Origin of the sequence: Chitinophaga eiseniae (assembly GCF_900167135.1) — a bacterium.
GTDB classification, from domain to species: domain Bacteria; phylum Bacteroidota; class Bacteroidia; order Chitinophagales; family Chitinophagaceae; genus Chitinophaga; species Chitinophaga eiseniae.
On the sequence record NZ_FUWZ01000006.1, the window covers coordinates 305,846 to 321,590 of the forward strand.

Annotated in this window: 12 protein-coding genes; 11 read left to right on the forward strand and 1 reads right to left on the reverse strand. The window is 49.8% G+C overall.

Annotated elements, in window-relative coordinates:
- Positions 1 to 25: 25 nt before the first annotated feature.
- A complete protein-coding gene (locus B5D63_RS30315; protein ID WP_078672626.1) occupies positions 26 to 1,675 on the reverse strand; it encodes a M1 family metallopeptidase in 1,650 nt (549 codons plus the stop codon).
- A gap of 45 nt (positions 1,676 to 1,720) precedes the next feature.
- Between B5D63_RS30315 and B5D63_RS30320 the strand changes: the two genes are divergently transcribed.
- The 11 genes from B5D63_RS30320 (at position 1,721) to B5D63_RS30370 (ending at position 15,670) form a co-directional block, all read left to right on the forward strand.
- A complete protein-coding gene (locus B5D63_RS30320) occupies positions 1,721 to 3,364 on the forward strand; it encodes an ABC transporter substrate-binding protein (protein ID WP_078672627.1) in 1,644 nt (547 codons plus the stop codon).
- A 102-nt stretch (positions 3,365 to 3,466) separates the two neighbouring features.
- Positions 3,467 to 4,240 carry an acyl-CoA desaturase gene (locus tag B5D63_RS30325; RefSeq protein WP_078672628.1) on the forward strand — a complete coding sequence of 258 codons (774 nt, stop codon included), beginning with the start codon at positions 3,467 to 3,469 and terminating at the stop codon, positions 4,238 to 4,240.
- A 129-nt stretch (positions 4,241 to 4,369) separates the two neighbouring features.
- On the forward strand, positions 4,370 to 5,257 hold the full coding sequence (locus B5D63_RS30330) for a decaprenyl-phosphate phosphoribosyltransferase (protein ID WP_200817129.1): 888 nt from the start codon (positions 4,370 to 4,372) through the stop codon (positions 5,255 to 5,257).
- On the forward strand, positions 5,257 to 6,588 hold the full coding sequence (locus tag B5D63_RS30335; RefSeq protein ID WP_078672629.1) for an FAD-binding oxidoreductase: 1,332 nt from the start codon (positions 5,257 to 5,259) through the stop codon (positions 6,586 to 6,588). Before B5D63_RS30330 ends, B5D63_RS30335 begins: the two co-directional genes overlap by 1 nt.
- Positions 6,589 to 6,614: 26 nt before the next feature.
- Positions 6,615 to 7,346 (forward strand): SDR family oxidoreductase, encoded by a 732-nt coding sequence (locus B5D63_RS30340; RefSeq protein WP_078672630.1) that lies wholly within the window; start codon positions 6,615 to 6,617, stop codon positions 7,344 to 7,346.
- Positions 7,343 to 7,942 (forward strand): HAD-IB family hydrolase, encoded by a 600-nt coding sequence (locus B5D63_RS30345; RefSeq protein ID WP_159456222.1) that lies wholly within the window; start codon positions 7,343 to 7,345, stop codon positions 7,940 to 7,942. Before B5D63_RS30340 ends, B5D63_RS30345 begins: the two co-directional genes overlap by 4 nt.
- Before the next feature lie 23 nt (positions 7,943 to 7,965).
- Complete coding sequence (locus tag B5D63_RS30350; RefSeq protein WP_078672632.1) at positions 7,966 to 9,657, forward strand: hypothetical protein; 1,692 nt, start codon at positions 7,966 to 7,968, stop codon at positions 9,655 to 9,657.
- Between the two features lie 1,020 nt (positions 9,658 to 10,677).
- Entirely contained in the window at positions 10,678 to 11,298 is a 621-nt protein-coding gene (locus B5D63_RS30355; RefSeq protein ID WP_159456223.1) for a CGNR zinc finger domain-containing protein, read from the forward strand.
- Complete coding sequence (locus B5D63_RS30360) at positions 11,295 to 12,200, forward strand: EamA family transporter (protein ID WP_078672634.1); 906 nt, start codon at positions 11,295 to 11,297, stop codon at positions 12,198 to 12,200. Before B5D63_RS30355 ends, B5D63_RS30360 begins: the two co-directional genes overlap by 4 nt.
- A gap of 36 nt (positions 12,201 to 12,236) precedes the next feature.
- Positions 12,237 to 13,193: a Gfo/Idh/MocA family protein gene (locus tag B5D63_RS30365; protein ID WP_078672635.1), complete on the forward strand. Its 957-nt coding sequence runs from the start codon at positions 12,237 to 12,239 to the stop codon at positions 13,191 to 13,193.
- 287 nt (positions 13,194 to 13,480) lie between these two features.
- A complete protein-coding gene (locus tag B5D63_RS30370) occupies positions 13,481 to 15,670 on the forward strand; it encodes a bifunctional alpha,alpha-trehalose-phosphate synthase (UDP-forming)/trehalose-phosphatase (protein WP_078672636.1) in 2,190 nt (729 codons plus the stop codon).
- The last annotated feature ends 75 nt before the right edge of the window (positions 15,671 to 15,745 follow it).

Below are 15,745 nucleotides of genomic sequence, written 5' to 3' on the forward strand. Positions count from 1 at the left end.
TACTATATACAGTGTATTTCTCCCGCTATTTATTATCTGTCGCCTCTCTTTTCTTTACATGGATATAAAACCCTTTGTCCACTTCAAACTGATTCGGGTCAGGCAGGGTGATGCTGGCGGTGCGCCAGCTGGTAGCGGGATAGATCAGTTTATATCCGTTCTCGCTCAGCTTAACGCGCACGGGCATATTAAAATCCTTCACACAGTTGATCCAGCGATATTGTACCTGTTGACCGATGATCCGATACTCCAGCGTAGGAATGATCGTGTCCCGCAGGTACTGGTCGAAAACGCGGCCCAGGTCGAAGCCGGCGGCGTTACTCATAAACCGCTCCACTTCCCGGGTGGTCACCGTTTTGTGATAGAATGTTTTGTTCAGGCCTCTCAGCATCTGGCGGAAAGCTTCGTCGTTGTTCATGACCAGCCGGATGTTGTGGATCATATTGGCGCCCTTGGGGTACATATCGGCACTGCCTTCTGCATTCACACCATAAGGTCCGATGATCGGAACATCATTTTTAATGATCTGGCGGATACCGGCCACATATTCCTCGCCGGCTTTCATACCGTACTGGCATTGGGTGAACAGCGTTTCGGAGTAGTTGGTGAAAGACTCATGTATCCACATATCGGCAATGTCTTTGCTGGTGATGCTGTTGCCAAACCATTCATGGCCGCTTTCATGAATAATGAGGAAGTCCCATTTGAGGCCCCAGCCGGTGCCGGAAAGGTCACGGCCCATGTAGCCCATCTTGAATTTGTTGCCATAGGCAACAGCGCTCTGATGCTCCATCCCCAGGAACGGTGTTTCTACAAGTTTATAGGAATCTTTATAGAAGGGGTATTTGCCAAACCAGTACTCAAAACACTTGAGCATGGGTTTCACCACTTTAAAATGTTCTTTCGCCTTGTCCACGTTGTAGTCCAGCACCCAGTAGCTCAGGTCCAGTTTACCGCCTTCGCCGGAGTAGGTGTCTTTTATTTCGCTGTAGTGCCCCACATTGATGGCCACGTCATAGTTGTTAATAGGGTTGCTGACATACCAGGTGTAGGTGACCGTTCCGTCAGGGTTATCTGTTTTTTTCTTCAGCCGTCCGTTGGACACGTCGGTCATTTCAGCCGGCACGGTCACATGGATGCTCATATTCTCCGGCTCGTCGCTCTGGTGGTCTTTGTTGGGCCACCAGGCACTGGCGCCGAAGTGCTGCACAGCAGTTGCCACCCACGGGCGTTGCTGTTCATCCCGTGCCCATACCACGCCGCCGTCCCAGGGAGCGTTTTTAGCTTTATGCGGTTTGCCGCTATAAAATACGGTGAGGTGCCTGGTTTTATTTTTTACCTGCGGAGATTTCATCCTCACCATCCAGGCGTTACCGTTGCGGGTAAAGGGCAGTGAGTGTTTGTCCTGCAGGATGCTGTCGATCACCATCGGTACCTGCAGGTCTATCTGCATCACCGTATCCGGTTTCAGCACTTTATAGGTAATGGTATTGAATCCGCTGAAGGTGCTGTCTTCCAGGTGGACCTGTACATGGAGGTCATAGGAGGTCACATCCCACCAGGCTCTTTCTTTGGTGATAGAGCCCCGTAAGGTATCTGCTTTGGTGAATGGTTGCTGGGCACTGACGGTACCGGCTGTCAGCAGTGCCATACAAAACATGGTAATGCCACGCATAATTAATGAGCTATTTTATGCGGAAAGATATTAATTTACTGCCAAATGAAAAGATGTTATTGTCAGGTGGTTATATCTGTTCTTTGCCTGCTGGGAGGCTGCAGCCTGTTGCTTGGTTCCTGCGGACAGGCGGAAAACCACGATCAGCAGGTGTTCCGGTATAATCAGACAGAAGGGATCAGCAGCCTGGACCCTGCCTTTGCCAAGAGCCAGGCAGTCATCTGGGCGGTAAGTCAGTTATATAATACGCTGGTGGCGCCCGATACCAACCTGGCCATCCGTCCTTCGCTGGCCAAAGGGTGGCAGGTGTCGGCCGACCACCGCACTTATACCTTCGACCTGCGGACGGACGTTTATTTTCATGACAGCGATATTTTCCCCGGCGGCAAAGGGCGGCGGATGACGGCACAGGACGTGGTATATAGTCTGCAACGCATCACCGATCCGGCCACGGCTTCTCCGGGCGCCTGGATCTTCAACGGGCGTATTGCGGCAGACAGCGGCTTCCGCGCGGTGAATGACTCCACTTTTCAACTGACGCTGGTAAGACCTTTCCATCCGATACTGGGAATCCTCAGCATGCAATATTGTTCGGTAGTACCACACGAGGCAGTGGAGAAGTACGGAAAAGATTTCCGGAACCATCCCTGTGGTACCGGGCCATTTACGTTCTTTTTCTGGGATGAGGGCCAGGGCCTGGTCTTTCACCGTAACCCGACTTATTTTGAACGCGATGCAAAAGGGACCCGTCTGCCTTATCTCGATGCTGTCCAGATCAGTTTCCTGGACAGCAAAGCCTCCGAGTTCCTGTTGTTCCGCCAGGGGCAACTGGATTTTATCAATGATATCGACGCTTCGTTTAAAGATGAAATACTGACCAAGCAGGGCGTGCTGAAGCAGGAGTGGAGCGATAAGATGGTGCTCGACAAGAAGCCTTTCCTCAATACAGAATACCTGGGCTTCCTGGCAGACAGCAACAATGCGCTGGTAAAAAATGCCCCTGTACGGATAAAAAAAATACGGCAGGCCATCAACTACGGTATCGACCGTACGAAAATGGTCACCTACCTGCGCAACGGAAAAGGAACGCCGGCATCAGCAGGATTTGTACCGGCGGGTCTGCCATCGTTTGATACCGCACAGGTGAAGGGATACACCTACGATCCGGGCAAAGCCCGGCAGTTGCTCGCTGAAGCCGGTTATCCGGGAGGTAAAGGGCTGCCGGTCATTAAGTTATTGTCGATTCCCATCTACGCAGATATGGCCGATTATGTAGCCAACCAGTTGCAGGAGATTGGTATCCGTATACAGGTGGAGGTAGTGCAGAAAAGCCTGCTGCTGGAGCAGACGGCCAAGTCGCAGGCGCTCTTTTTCCGCGGCAGCTGGATTGCTGACTATCCGGATGCGGAGAGTTACCTGGCGATGTTCTACAGCCGCAATCCTGCGCCACCGAACTATACACGCTACGCCAGCCCGGCCTTCGACAGGCTGTATGAGCAGGCGCTGGAGGAAAACAACGACAGCCTGCGTTACCTGCTTTACCAGGAGATGGACCGCCGGATTATCGCGGACGCGCCGGTGGTGCCGCTGTTCTATGACCAGGCCATGCGGCTGGTACAGCCTCATGTGTCCGGTTTATATAATAATGGTATGAACCTGCTGGACCTGCGGTTTGTACGCAAGAAATAGTTTTTTAACATTTCATTCACTATACCAATTTGTAAAACTGCGTGAAAGCCCGGTATTTAAGTATACCTTTGGAGATTATTTGTCAATTTTTAAAGTTTTCTAATGACGGCGATCCTGATATTCTTTTGTGTGCACTGGTTCTTGTCACTGTTCTTCCACACGTTTTATCTGCACCGTTATGCATCTCACCAGATGTATACCACCAATAAATTCTGGGAACGTTTCTTTTATTTCTGTACCTGGTTTTTCCAGGGGTCTTCCTACCTGATCCCACGTGCTTACGGGGTGATGCACCGGATGCACCACGAATTCAGCGATACAGAGAAAGATCCGCATTCTCCGCATTTCTTTAAGGACGTATGGACCATGATGGTACAAACCCGTAAGATCTACAATGGTTTCGTGACCCGTACCAGCACCGTGGATGCTGTATTCCTCGAAGAGCCGCTGCCTGAATGGGAAGCGATGGACAGAGTGGGCGACAGCAACATCACCCGCATCGCCTGGATGGCCATCTACGTGGCGTTCTACGTAGTGTTTGTACCTGCCGGCATGTGGTATTTGTACCTGCTGCTCCCGATCCACTTCCTGATGGGACCTGTACAGGGCGCTATCGTTAACTGGTGCGGTCATAAATATGGTTACAGCAACTTTGATAACGGTGATCAATCCAAAAACACTTCTCCCTGGGGGATCATCCTGCTGGGCGAACTGTTCCAGAACAACCACCACAAATTCAAAGACAGTCCTAACTTCGCCAAAAAATGGTATGAACTGGACCCGAGCTACCAGGTGATGAAACTGTTCAATGTATTGGGCATCATCAAGCTGAAACCTGCGATGGTAACACCGGCAGGCATGAAAAAAGCCGCTTGATCAACAACGTACAATCAATCTGTTACAATAGAAAAATGTCTCACCGCAAGGGTGGGACATTTTTTTTATAGGCAGGGGATAAAAGAATAAAATTGTAATTTGGCACGGCGACTTACCCTGATCCCCATCATGAAGTACATCAAATTACTCCGGCCCGCGCACTGGGCAAAGAACACCTTCCTGTTTATTCCGCTGTTTTTTGCCGGAGAGATCTTCAATGTAGCCAAAGTACTGGAGCTGCTGCTCGCTTTTATGGCGTTTAGCATCACCGCCAGCAGTATTTATATTATCAATGATTACCAGGACATTGAGGCTGACCGGCAACACCCGGTGAAATGTAAGCGGCCCCTGGCTTCCGGAGAAATATCCCGGCCGGCGGGACTGCTCATGTTCATTGGTTGCCTGGCAGTGGGCGGTGCGCTGGCATGGATGGTGGGCGCCAAGTTCGCCTTTGTGCTGGGCATCTATTTTCTCATGAACCTGTTTTACAGCTTTGGGCTGAAAAACATCTCGATCCTGGACATCATCATCCTGGCTATCGGTTTTGTACTGAGGGTGAAAGCCGGCGGTATTGCCGGTGGCATCGCCATATCCGAATGGCTGATGGTAATGATCTTCCTGCTGGCGCTGTTCATGGCGATCGCCAAACGCCGCGACGATGTACTGATCCGCCTGCAGTCAGGGCAGGAGATGCGCAAGGCTGCCAAAGGGTATAATCCGGATTTTCTCAATGTAATGCTGGCACTGGTGTCGGCGGTGATTATTGTGTGTTACCTGATGTATACCATGGCCCCGGAAACGCAGGTCCGCTTTCATACTTACCGTCTCTATTACACAACCCTTTTTGTAATTGGCGGATTATTACGATATTTGCAAATAACCTACGTGGAGAACAACACTGGTTCTCCCACCAAGATCCTATATAAAGACCGTTTTATTCAATTAACCATACTCCTGTGGGTGCTGAGTTTTTATGTGCTGATTTATTGGCCCACTAATAAAGTTTTTTTTGAATAATGCAAAAGCGGTTAGCTAACTGGGGTAATTACCCCGCCATCATATCAGAAGAAAGTGCTTATACGCAGGAAGAGCAGCTACGGTCGTTCGTAGTGGCTCATCATGGGTTTATTGCCCGCGGCAATGGCCGTTGTTACGGTGATGCTTCTCTGGGGAAGCACACCCTGTCGATGCTCAAATACGACAAGGTCCTCTCTTTCGATACCGTTGCCGGCGTATTGGAAACCCAGGCCGGCGTTACCCTGGACAAGATATTGGATATTATCGTTCCCAAAGGGTGGTTCCTGCCGGTAACACCGGGGACCAAGTTTATTACTGTCGGCGGAGCGGTAGCTTCTGATGTGCATGGTAAGAACCATCATATGGAAGGGGCTTTCTCCGGCCACATTACCGAGATGGATGTGATCACCGGCGACGGCCTCACCATCACCTGTTCCCCCGTGGCGCACGCCGACCTGTACTGGGCTACCTGCGGAGGAATGGGACTTACCGGGGTGATCACCCGGGTAAAGTTCGGATTGAAAAAAATAGAGACGGCGTACATCAAACAGAAACAGATTAAAGCCCGGAACCTCGAAGAGGTGATACGGCTGTTTGACGAATATAAACACTACACCTATTCCATGGCATGGATCGACTGCCTGCAGAAAGGAGATTCCTTTGGCCGCAGTATCCTGATCGTGGGAGAGCACGCCACCAAAGCGGACCTGAACGCCAAACAAGGTCAGGCCCCGCTGCAGCTGCCAGCCAAACCCCGGCTGACGGTACCGTTCAACCTGCCTTCTTTTATCCTGAATACATTTACGGTAAAGGCTTTCAACTGGTTGTACTACGGTAAGAACTTTAAAAAGGAGATCAACAATGTGGTGCCTTATGAGCCGTTCTTCTACCCACTGGATGCTATCCTGCACTGGAACCGTGGTTACGGGAAAGCGGGTTTCATACAATACCAGTTTGTACTGCCGCTGGAACAAAAAGAAGGGTTGGTCGCCATTCTCCGCCGTATCAGCGACAAAGGGTGGGGATCTTTCCTGGCAGTATTAAAAGTGTTTGGCCGGCAGGACTCCCTGATATCTTTCCCGATGGAAGGGTATACGCTGGCATTGGATTTCCCGGTACGAAAAGGGCTGTTCGCCTTTCTGGACGAGCTGGATGAGATCGTGTTGCAGTACGGTGGCCGTCTGTATCTTTCAAAAGACGCCCGCATGAAGCAGGAGGTATTCTGGAAGAGTTACCCCAATGCCGGTCGTTTTGCGGAGATTGTAAACACCTACAATCCCGGTAAGCGGTTTGAGTCGCTCCAATCAGAAAGATTATTACTGACAAAATAGTTTCCCCTTATTAACCAAACACCTACATGCCGATAGTACTTCTTTTAGGCGCAGGCTCGGACATGGCAGTGGCCATTGCGCGCCGGTTTGCCGCCGCTCAATATAACGTACAACTGGCTGGCCGTCAGGCCGCTGCCCTGCAGCCATTGCAGCAGGACCTCCAGATACGGTATGGTATAACCGCCTCCGTGCACACATTCGATGCAACCGCCTACGATACCCATGCTGCTTTTTATGCCACGCTTCCGGAGCCACCGGACGTTACTGTTTGTGCTTTTGGCTACCTGGGGGACCAGGAACAGGCGCAGCAAAACTGGACGGAAACAGCCCGCATCCTGGACACCAATTTCACCGGCGCCGTATCTATATTAAATGTAGTGGCCAATGCGTATGAAGCGAGGAAAGCTGGTACTATTGTCGGCATCAGTTCTGTGGCCGGTGAAAGGGGAAGGCAAAGCAATTATATATACGGCAGCGCCAAGGCGGGGTTCACGGCTTACCTCAGCGGGCTGCGCAACCGGCTTTTTCGTAGTGGCGTACACGTGGTGAGCGTGCTGCCGGGGTTTGTGAATACCGCTATGACGCAGCATCTGACTCTGCCGCCACTGTTGACGGCGCAGCCGGAGCTGGTGGCCAATGCGGTGTTCAAAGCCGTGCAGCGTAAGAAAAATGTACTGTTTGTAAAATGGCCCTGGAAATATATTATGCTGATTATTAAGTTGATACCTGAGTTTATCTTTAAAAAATTAAAACTGTGACGGGTATTGCATTCTTCGATTTTGACGGCACGATCACCCACAGGGACACCCTATGGGAGATCATCCGTTTTCAGAAGGGAAGCGCCGCGCTGTACACCGGTATGGTCAGCCTGTTGCCGGGACTCGTCCGTTTTAAGTTAGGCAGGCGGACAGCGCAGGAAAGCAAAGAACAAGTGCTGCGGCACTTCTTTGGCGGCATGCAGGAGGCGCAGTTTACCGAGAATTGTCAGCGCTTCTGCCGCGAAAGGTTGCCGGCGCTGGTACGGGAACCGGCATTGACAGCTATCCGGAAACATCAGCAGCAGGGCCGGCAGGTGGTGGTGGTGACCGCTTCGGCCCGTGACTGGGTGGCGCCCTGGTGTGAGACGCTGGGGGTTGACTGTATTGCCAGCAATCTCGAAGTGGCCGACGGCCTGATCACCGGCAGGCTCTCCGGTGTCAACTGCAACGGCCAGGAGAAAGTAGTCCGCATCCGGCAGCAGTTTAACCTTTACGACTATACGGATATCTATGCTTATGGCGACACTAACGGCGACAGACCCATGTTGGCACTAGCGCAATACCCCGTATATAAACCTTTCAGAAATAAAGGATAACACCTCCTTATAACAGATACAGTATGTCCAATTCGTTTCCCAATGCCCGCAAATGGGCGGTTTTAGAAATCCTGATCATTGTGTTGCTGGCACTGGTACCGTTGTTTACCACCTTTCCCTATCGTGTAAATATCTTCCTGTCATGGGAAGGCGCTTACCGCCTGTCTTCCGGGCAGGTACCTTTTAAAGATTATGGTTCACCGCTGGGATATGGCTTCTGGATCATTCCCGCGTTGTTTTTCAAGTTGTTCGGGCCACAGATGATCACACTGGTGAAAGCGCAGGTGTTCATTAATATTATCGCGGGCCTGTCATTCCGATCCATTCTGAAAACGCTGCATGTGACACCGGGTGTACGGCTGCTGTCGGTGCTGGTGTTTGTCATGTCTTATTCCTTCTTTAACTTCTGGCCCTGGTACAACCATACGGTGATCGTCTACGAATTGGTGGCTATCAGCTTTCTGCTGCGCGCCTTCTTTGCAGAAGGTAAGGGCGGTCGTTATCTGTTGATAGCACTGGCGGCCTTGTTTGTCTTTTTATCGCTCTTTACCAAACAGGATGGTGGCGGCATGGCGCTCATGCTGTGCCTGGCGCTGCTGGCCTATAACTCACTGGAAACCCGCCGTTGGCTGGATATACCGGTGTTCCTCGTTTTATTTGTGGTAATAGCCGCATTGTTCATCGTTCCGCTGATGCCTGGATTTGCCTACTGGTTCAACCACGGGCAGGCGCCTCACAGCTCACGGTTAGCCCTAAACGATTTTACCGATGAGATCATGGGCGGATCTAACTGGATCAAGATCTATGTATTGCTGGCAGCACTTTGTTTGTTTGCAGGGGTAAAACAATGGGGCGCTTTTATACATGAGCGGAGGGAAGTACTGTTTGCCCTGCTGACGTTGGGTGTTTTAGGAGAGGCGGCTATCTTTCAGGTGACCAGCTACACACCACCGGACAATAATATTTTCTTTCACAGTTTCGCTTTTGCATTCATAGCCAGCTGGTTGTGCCGGTTGTTGTCAGTTCCGCTGCGTACGGGCAGTTCCTTAGCCCTGGCTACGGTGCTGATTTTATTCTGGTGGTCTGGTACCTGGTGGAAATATATCGGCCGGTATACCGACCGGTTGTTCCCCGTGAAAGAAGCAGTGTACGCACCGAATGATTCCACCCATGAAAATGTGGTATCGCGTCGTAACTATATGGTCAATACTGATACAACGGATGTACCTGTATCGCAGTGGACGTTTTCCAGATTGCCGGTGTTTCATAAGATTTATATGCCGGCGCCAACGGTAGCGGGTATTGACCGGGTAATGGCGCTGCCGGTCGTACAGCAGAAAAGAGACAATATTAAGGTGCTGAACATGACCGAGTTGACACCGCTGGCCGCAGCGATGCCTTTTAAACTGGAAACGGGCCAGGATTACCCGCTGTGGTACCACCTGGGCGTAGGGATGTTCAACCGCCAGCTGGCGGCGTTCAAAGAGAAAGTACGCACCCATCATTATGATGTTGTGCTCTACGAGTATGCGCCAACGTTAAACAACTTTTTCCCGTTTACCCTGAGAGGAGAACTGCAACAACACTATCAGCTGGTGGATTCGTTCCTGGCGCCTCGCCGGCCTACCAATGCCATGATCGAAGTGTATGTGGCAGAAGGCGCGCCACGTCCGGTTACAGACGCGTTCCTGCATAAAGTGGATACTTTAAGATAAATATATATATATATATATATATATATATATATATATATATTATTTGTATTGAAGTACGATAGAAAACGGCGCCAAGGACGGTGCCGTTTTTATTTTATCTTATAGCCATCCGTAACCAGGTTGTCATGTTTGTCAATTATCTGCTGGTAGCGTAGCATAACCTACTGAAACACCGGCTGTTTACCTCGCTCAACTTAATTGGTATATCTACCGGGGAGCTGCAGCGGGGTATGCGTATCAATGCTGTTAGCCCGGGGTTTGGCGGCGGATTCTGCCGGCGCTGTCGGGCATCTGTTTCCCGGATTTAATCCGGTGCCGATGAGCAGGTTGGTGAATACTTATTTGAGGACCATCGAAGGGGTAATTACAGGGCAGGTGGTAAGGGTACATGAATGATAAACCGTGTTTTGTCCACCCCGGAATGATCTTCCCGACCTTCCGTAAATGTTAAATTTGTAGGTAGAGGACGACAAATGTCGTTCTTTTTTTTATTTCGTTTGTCGCCATTTTTGTAAGGTGTAAGCGACAAATGTCAGTTCTTATTGAAGTCTTCATCAGAAACGATCAGGTCATTATGTCATAATAATCCTGGCTTTCCATAAGCGTGCCCTGACAGACTATGTCCCCAATAATTAATTCAAAAAAATATTTGTATATTTATTAATATATTTATATTTTGTATTTGTAAATTCATATAGATATTTCCGTTTTTTAGTGTATTATTGCTGCCGTCCGCTATTCAGCACAACAGGAGACAGGCACTTCCAAAAACGATCTTCCCCCTAAACGAAATCTGCCTTAAAATACTATTACTGTTACAAGTAAACAGCCATTTGGAATGGCTGTTTTTTATTTTTTAATAGATTGATTTTGAATATTTTTTATTGATTATGATGAAGTAGTAGTTTAAGTTGCTGAAACCACGGCAAAGCTTCCTGTTTTTATTAACTACCAAAATTAATTTTACTGGTTAATTTAATGCCTTACATTTGTGCAGAGGACCATTTTAAACAACTGTTTATGTCTATGGAAAAAAGCATCTCCACTTTACGGTTTGACGGCGGGATACTGTGTCTGGATTTTGTGAACACGATTAGTAACCGAAACAAGCCTGTGCTCTTTGACTACCTCCCCGGTTTTAAGGAACTATTGGAATGGTATGATCGCACAGGAGTAATTACTGCCAAAGTGTCTCATACTTTGGAACGGCTGGCGAAGGGGTACCCTCAAAAAGCGGCGGTCGTTTTTGACAAATGCATCGCACTCCGGGAGTTGTTATTAAGGCTCTTTACTGCTGCTATCCATCGGAAAGCACCCGACCCTTCAGACATTGTTTTATTCAATACCTATGTGGCCGATGCATATGCTAACATCGAGGTTGCATGGAGACCGGCGCAACGGCAGGGGGAACTTTTGTTCAACGCTCCGGCGTTGGAGCAGTTGACCTGGTGGCTGGTAAAGTCGGCCCTTGAATTGTACACCGGAAAAAGCCTGCAACAGGTCCGTCAATGCCCGGCCTGTGGATGGTTGTTCCTCGACAAAAGCCGTAACGGCTCCCGGAAGTGGTGCAGTATGAGTGTTTGTGGTGATATTCATAAAGTACAGCAATTTCATCAGCGTAATAAAAAGAAAACAAAATGACCACGTCATCAGCACCTGCCAGCTATAGCTCAAAGACTTTCCTTTACCTGCTGGCAGTATATATTATTTGGGGATCTACCTACCTCGGATTGAAGATCGCCACGGAAACCGTACCTCCTTTTTTATTGTCTGCGCTTCGCTTTTTTGTTGCCGGTGGTATCCTTCTGGCAATTGGTTATTCGAAAGAGCGGCGTATTCCCACCCGCCAGCAACTGTTGTCTGCTATCTTCGTGGGCGTGTTGCTGATAGGTATCGGCAATACAACCGTGGCGCTGGCGGTACACCACATGCCGTCAGGTTTGGTAGCTTTACTGGTGGCCGCCATGCCGGCCTGGTTCGTGGGGCTGGACTGGGCCTTTTTCAGTAAGAAGCGCCCTTCGCTGCTGACCGCGCTGGGAATTGTGCTGGGGTTTGTGGGGCTGTTTCTGTTATTCAATCCTTTTGCTGCAGCTCATGCTACGCGTAGTTTTCCGTTATGGCCTATTCTTGTAGTGGTGACAGGAAGCATTAGTTGGGCTACCGGTTCGTTGCTTGTACAACGATTGTCCATGCCAACGCAGATGATCAGCACCGCGATACAGATGCTTGCTGGTGGCGCTTTCTCCTTGCTGGTCAGTGCTTTACTGGAGCCTGGTGCTTGGGGCACACTACCGGGGATGTCTCAACGTAGTTGGCTGGCCTATATTTATCTTGTCATGATCGGTTCCCTCATAGGGTACACCTCTTACAGCTGGCTTACCCGGAATGCGCCGCCACGGCTCACGTCGACCTATGCCTATGTGAATCCGGTAGTCGCTATGTTCCTCGGATGGGCCATCGGCAATGAAGTGGTTGACAGCATGGTGGGTGCGTCGGCAGCCATCGTGATCGCTGGTGTAGTGCTGATGACGTTAAAAAAGTAATTTGTATTTTGTCGGGATAATCATATCGATATTATTATGGACAGGATCAATTGGGGCATCATTGGATGCGGGAATGTGACAGAAGTAAAAAGCGGACCGGGTTTCCGGCTGGCCGCCAACAGCGATGTAGTGGCCGTCATGCGCCGGAACAAGGAACTGGCGCAGGATTATGCGAAGCGCCACCAGGTGGACCGTTATTATGATGATGCTTATGACTTGTTGCAGGACCCTCATGTAAATGCTGTTTATATAGCCACGCCGCCTGGCAGTCACGAAGAATATGCCCTTGCGGCCATAGGGAAGGGCTTGCCGGTTTACATAGAAAAGCCGGTTGCCATAGATCTGGCGGCTGCCCGTCGTATAGCCGCTGCGGTGAGTGCAGCCGGTGTTCGTGCCAGTGTGGCGCACTACCGCCGGCGCCTGCCTGCTTTCGTTGCCGTGAAACAGTGGCTGGCCGAAGGCCGCATTGGCCAGGTACGCACCGCGGAGCTGCGCCTCCGGAAAAATGCCCCGAAAGAAAATGCCGGTTGGCGCCTGGATCCTGCCTTGTCGGGCGGTGGCCACTTCCATGACCTGGCGCCACACCAGCTGGATATCCTCCTGTATTATTTCGGAGAACCTGTCCGGGTAACCGGTACCAGTACCGGAACTGATCCGCGTATAGCCGACCAGGTAAGCGGACAGATACTATTTTCCGACGGCGTACGCTTTAATGGTAGCTGGAACTTCACCGCACCTGCAGGAGAAGAGGAAGATAACTGTATCCTCACGGGAGATGCCGGTACTATCCGGTTTCATTTCTTCCGGGATTTTCATCTGGCAGAGCTGGAGACAGCCGCCGGAACGGAGCATTTCAATTTTGATACGCCGGCTAACGTACAGGCGCCTCTTATTGCTGAAGTGGTGCAATATTTCCGCGGTGAGGGGACTAATCCCTCTTCGGTGGAAGATGCCGTTAAGGGCATGCAGCTAATGGAACAACTGCTCGGTTGACAAATACCTTTTATATTTATATGTGTTGAAACCCCTGCGTAGCAAGTATTTCGCAGGAAGGGGAGATATTTCCCTTTCTTTTGCCCCTGAAAATCACTATATTGCGAAGATCACACTTTGCAGGAAATCCCGCTGTCCAACTCCGGATAGTCCCTGTTGATGAACCACAGCCGCTTTAGCAGCATTATATTTATTTATATGTATCGGTTCCGCTCTTTTGGGTGTGCTATTTGTTTTTGTTGCTGCGCACAAATCACGTAATTGATAATTAGAGATATAAACTGACTATGAGAAAGACTATTATTGTTTCGAACAGGCTACCGGTAAAAATTACAGAGAAAGATGGTGAATTTTCACTACAGGCCAGTGAAGGGGGATTGGCAACCGGTTTAGGATCTATTTACAGAGAAGGCAATAACATCTGGCTGGGATGGCCGGGACAGGAAATCACAGATCCGAAACAACAGGAGAAAATCACCAGGCAGCTCAGGCAGATGAACCTGATGCCCGTTTTTCTCACACAGGAAGAAATCAATAATTTCTACGAAGGTTTTTCCAATGAGACCTTATGGCCGGTGTTCCATTACATGGCCGTGTATGCCCGTTACGATCAGGGTTACTGGGATGCTTACTATCAGGTGAACAAAAAGTTCCGCGATATTGTGATGCAGGTTGCTGAACAGGGAGACATCATCTGGATACACGATTACCAGCTGTTACTGTTGCCCGGCATGTTGCGGGCAGAGATGCCCGAGATATCCATCGGCTTTTTTAACCATATTCCTTTCCCTTCCTATGAGTTGTTCCGCCTTATTCCGTGGCGTGCAGAACTGGTAGAAGGGATGCTGGGCGCCGACCTGCTGGGCTTTCATACTTTCGATGATACCCGGCACTTCCTTAATGCCGTCAGCCGTATTCTCCCGGTAAACACCAGTGCCAACGTGGTTTCCTATAATGACCGTACTGTAGTGGTGGAGACTTTTCCGATGGGTATTGACTTTAACAAATTTTCCGCCCTCGGAAACGACCCGGGGGTAAAACACCAGCTGCAAAACCTGCAGGAGAATTTTCAGCAGGAGCGGATGGTGCTTTCCATCGACCGCCTGGATTACAGTAAGGGAATCCTGCAACGCCTGCAAGCTTTTGAGTTACTGCTGCAACTGCATCCGGAATATGTAGGTAAAGTTGTCTTGTATATGATCGTGGTGCCATCCCGGGACACTGTGCCGCAATACAAAGAGTTGCGCGATGAAATAGACAAACTGGTGGGCAACATCAACGCTCGTTTCCGGACCCTTTCCTGGCACCCGGTGCAGTATTTTTACCGTTCCTTCCCTGTAGAGGTGCTGGCAGCTTTGTATAATTATGCAGATATCTGCCTGGTGACACCCATGCGCGACGGGATGAATCTTGTCAGCAAGGAGTATGTGGCCAGCCGCAATAATAACGACGGGGTGCTGATCCTCAGCGAAATGGCAGGAGCATCTAAAGAGCTGATCGACGCGATCATCGTCAATCCTAATAACATTGGCGCTATCACACGGGCGATTGTGGATGCGTTGAATATGCCATTGCCGGAACAACAGCGACGCATGAAACAGATGCGCCAGCTGGTGTCCAAATTCAATATTAATCACTGGGTGAAGTTGTTCATGACCCGCCTGGAGGAAGTGAATGAAATGCAGCAGAATATGCTGGCCCGCAGGGTCAACCAGGAGACCGCAGTGTTGATTCGGCAGCAATACAGGAAATCCAAGAGGCGCATTATCTTCCTGGATTATGACGGCACGCTGGTGGGTTTCCAGTCCAATATCGATATGGCCGCACCCGACCCGGACCTCTACCAGTTGCTGCGCGAACTGGCCGCTTATCCGGGCAATGACATTGTTATGATCAGTGGCAGAAAACATGAAACGCTGGGAGAGTGGTTCGGGCATTTGCCGCTGGACCTGATTGCCGAACACGGGGCCTGGCAGAAGACAAAAGAAGGGGAGTGGTACCAGCTGCCAGGACTGACTGACAAATGGAAACAGGAAATCTTGCCCATGCTGGAGCAGGCTACTGATCGTACACCGGGCTCTTTCGTGGAAGAGAAAAGTTACTCGCTGGTATGGCATTACCGTAAAGTGGAATCCGGTTTGGGGGAACTGCGTGCCAATGAGCTGATGAACACCCTGCGTTATTACACACAGGAGAAAGGGCTGCAGGTATTACCCGGTGACAAGGTTATTGAGGTAAAAAATATAGAGATCAATAAGGGAAAGGCCGCGCTAAGCTGGCTGAATCATAAGAAATACGATTTTATTATGGCCATGGGCGATGATGTGACGGATGAAGATATTTTCAAGGCGTTGCCGCCAAAGGCGATTACGATCAAAGTAGGAAGCCAGGTGTCTGCGGCACAATACTATCTCCGCAGTCATCATGAGGTGCGGCATCTGTTGCGCACCCTGAAAACAGTTCATTTAGAAGTCTAGGAAGGTAGATAGCCAGATGTTTTACCGGTGTTTATTATTAATATTTATATATATAATAAACACCGGTAAAATATC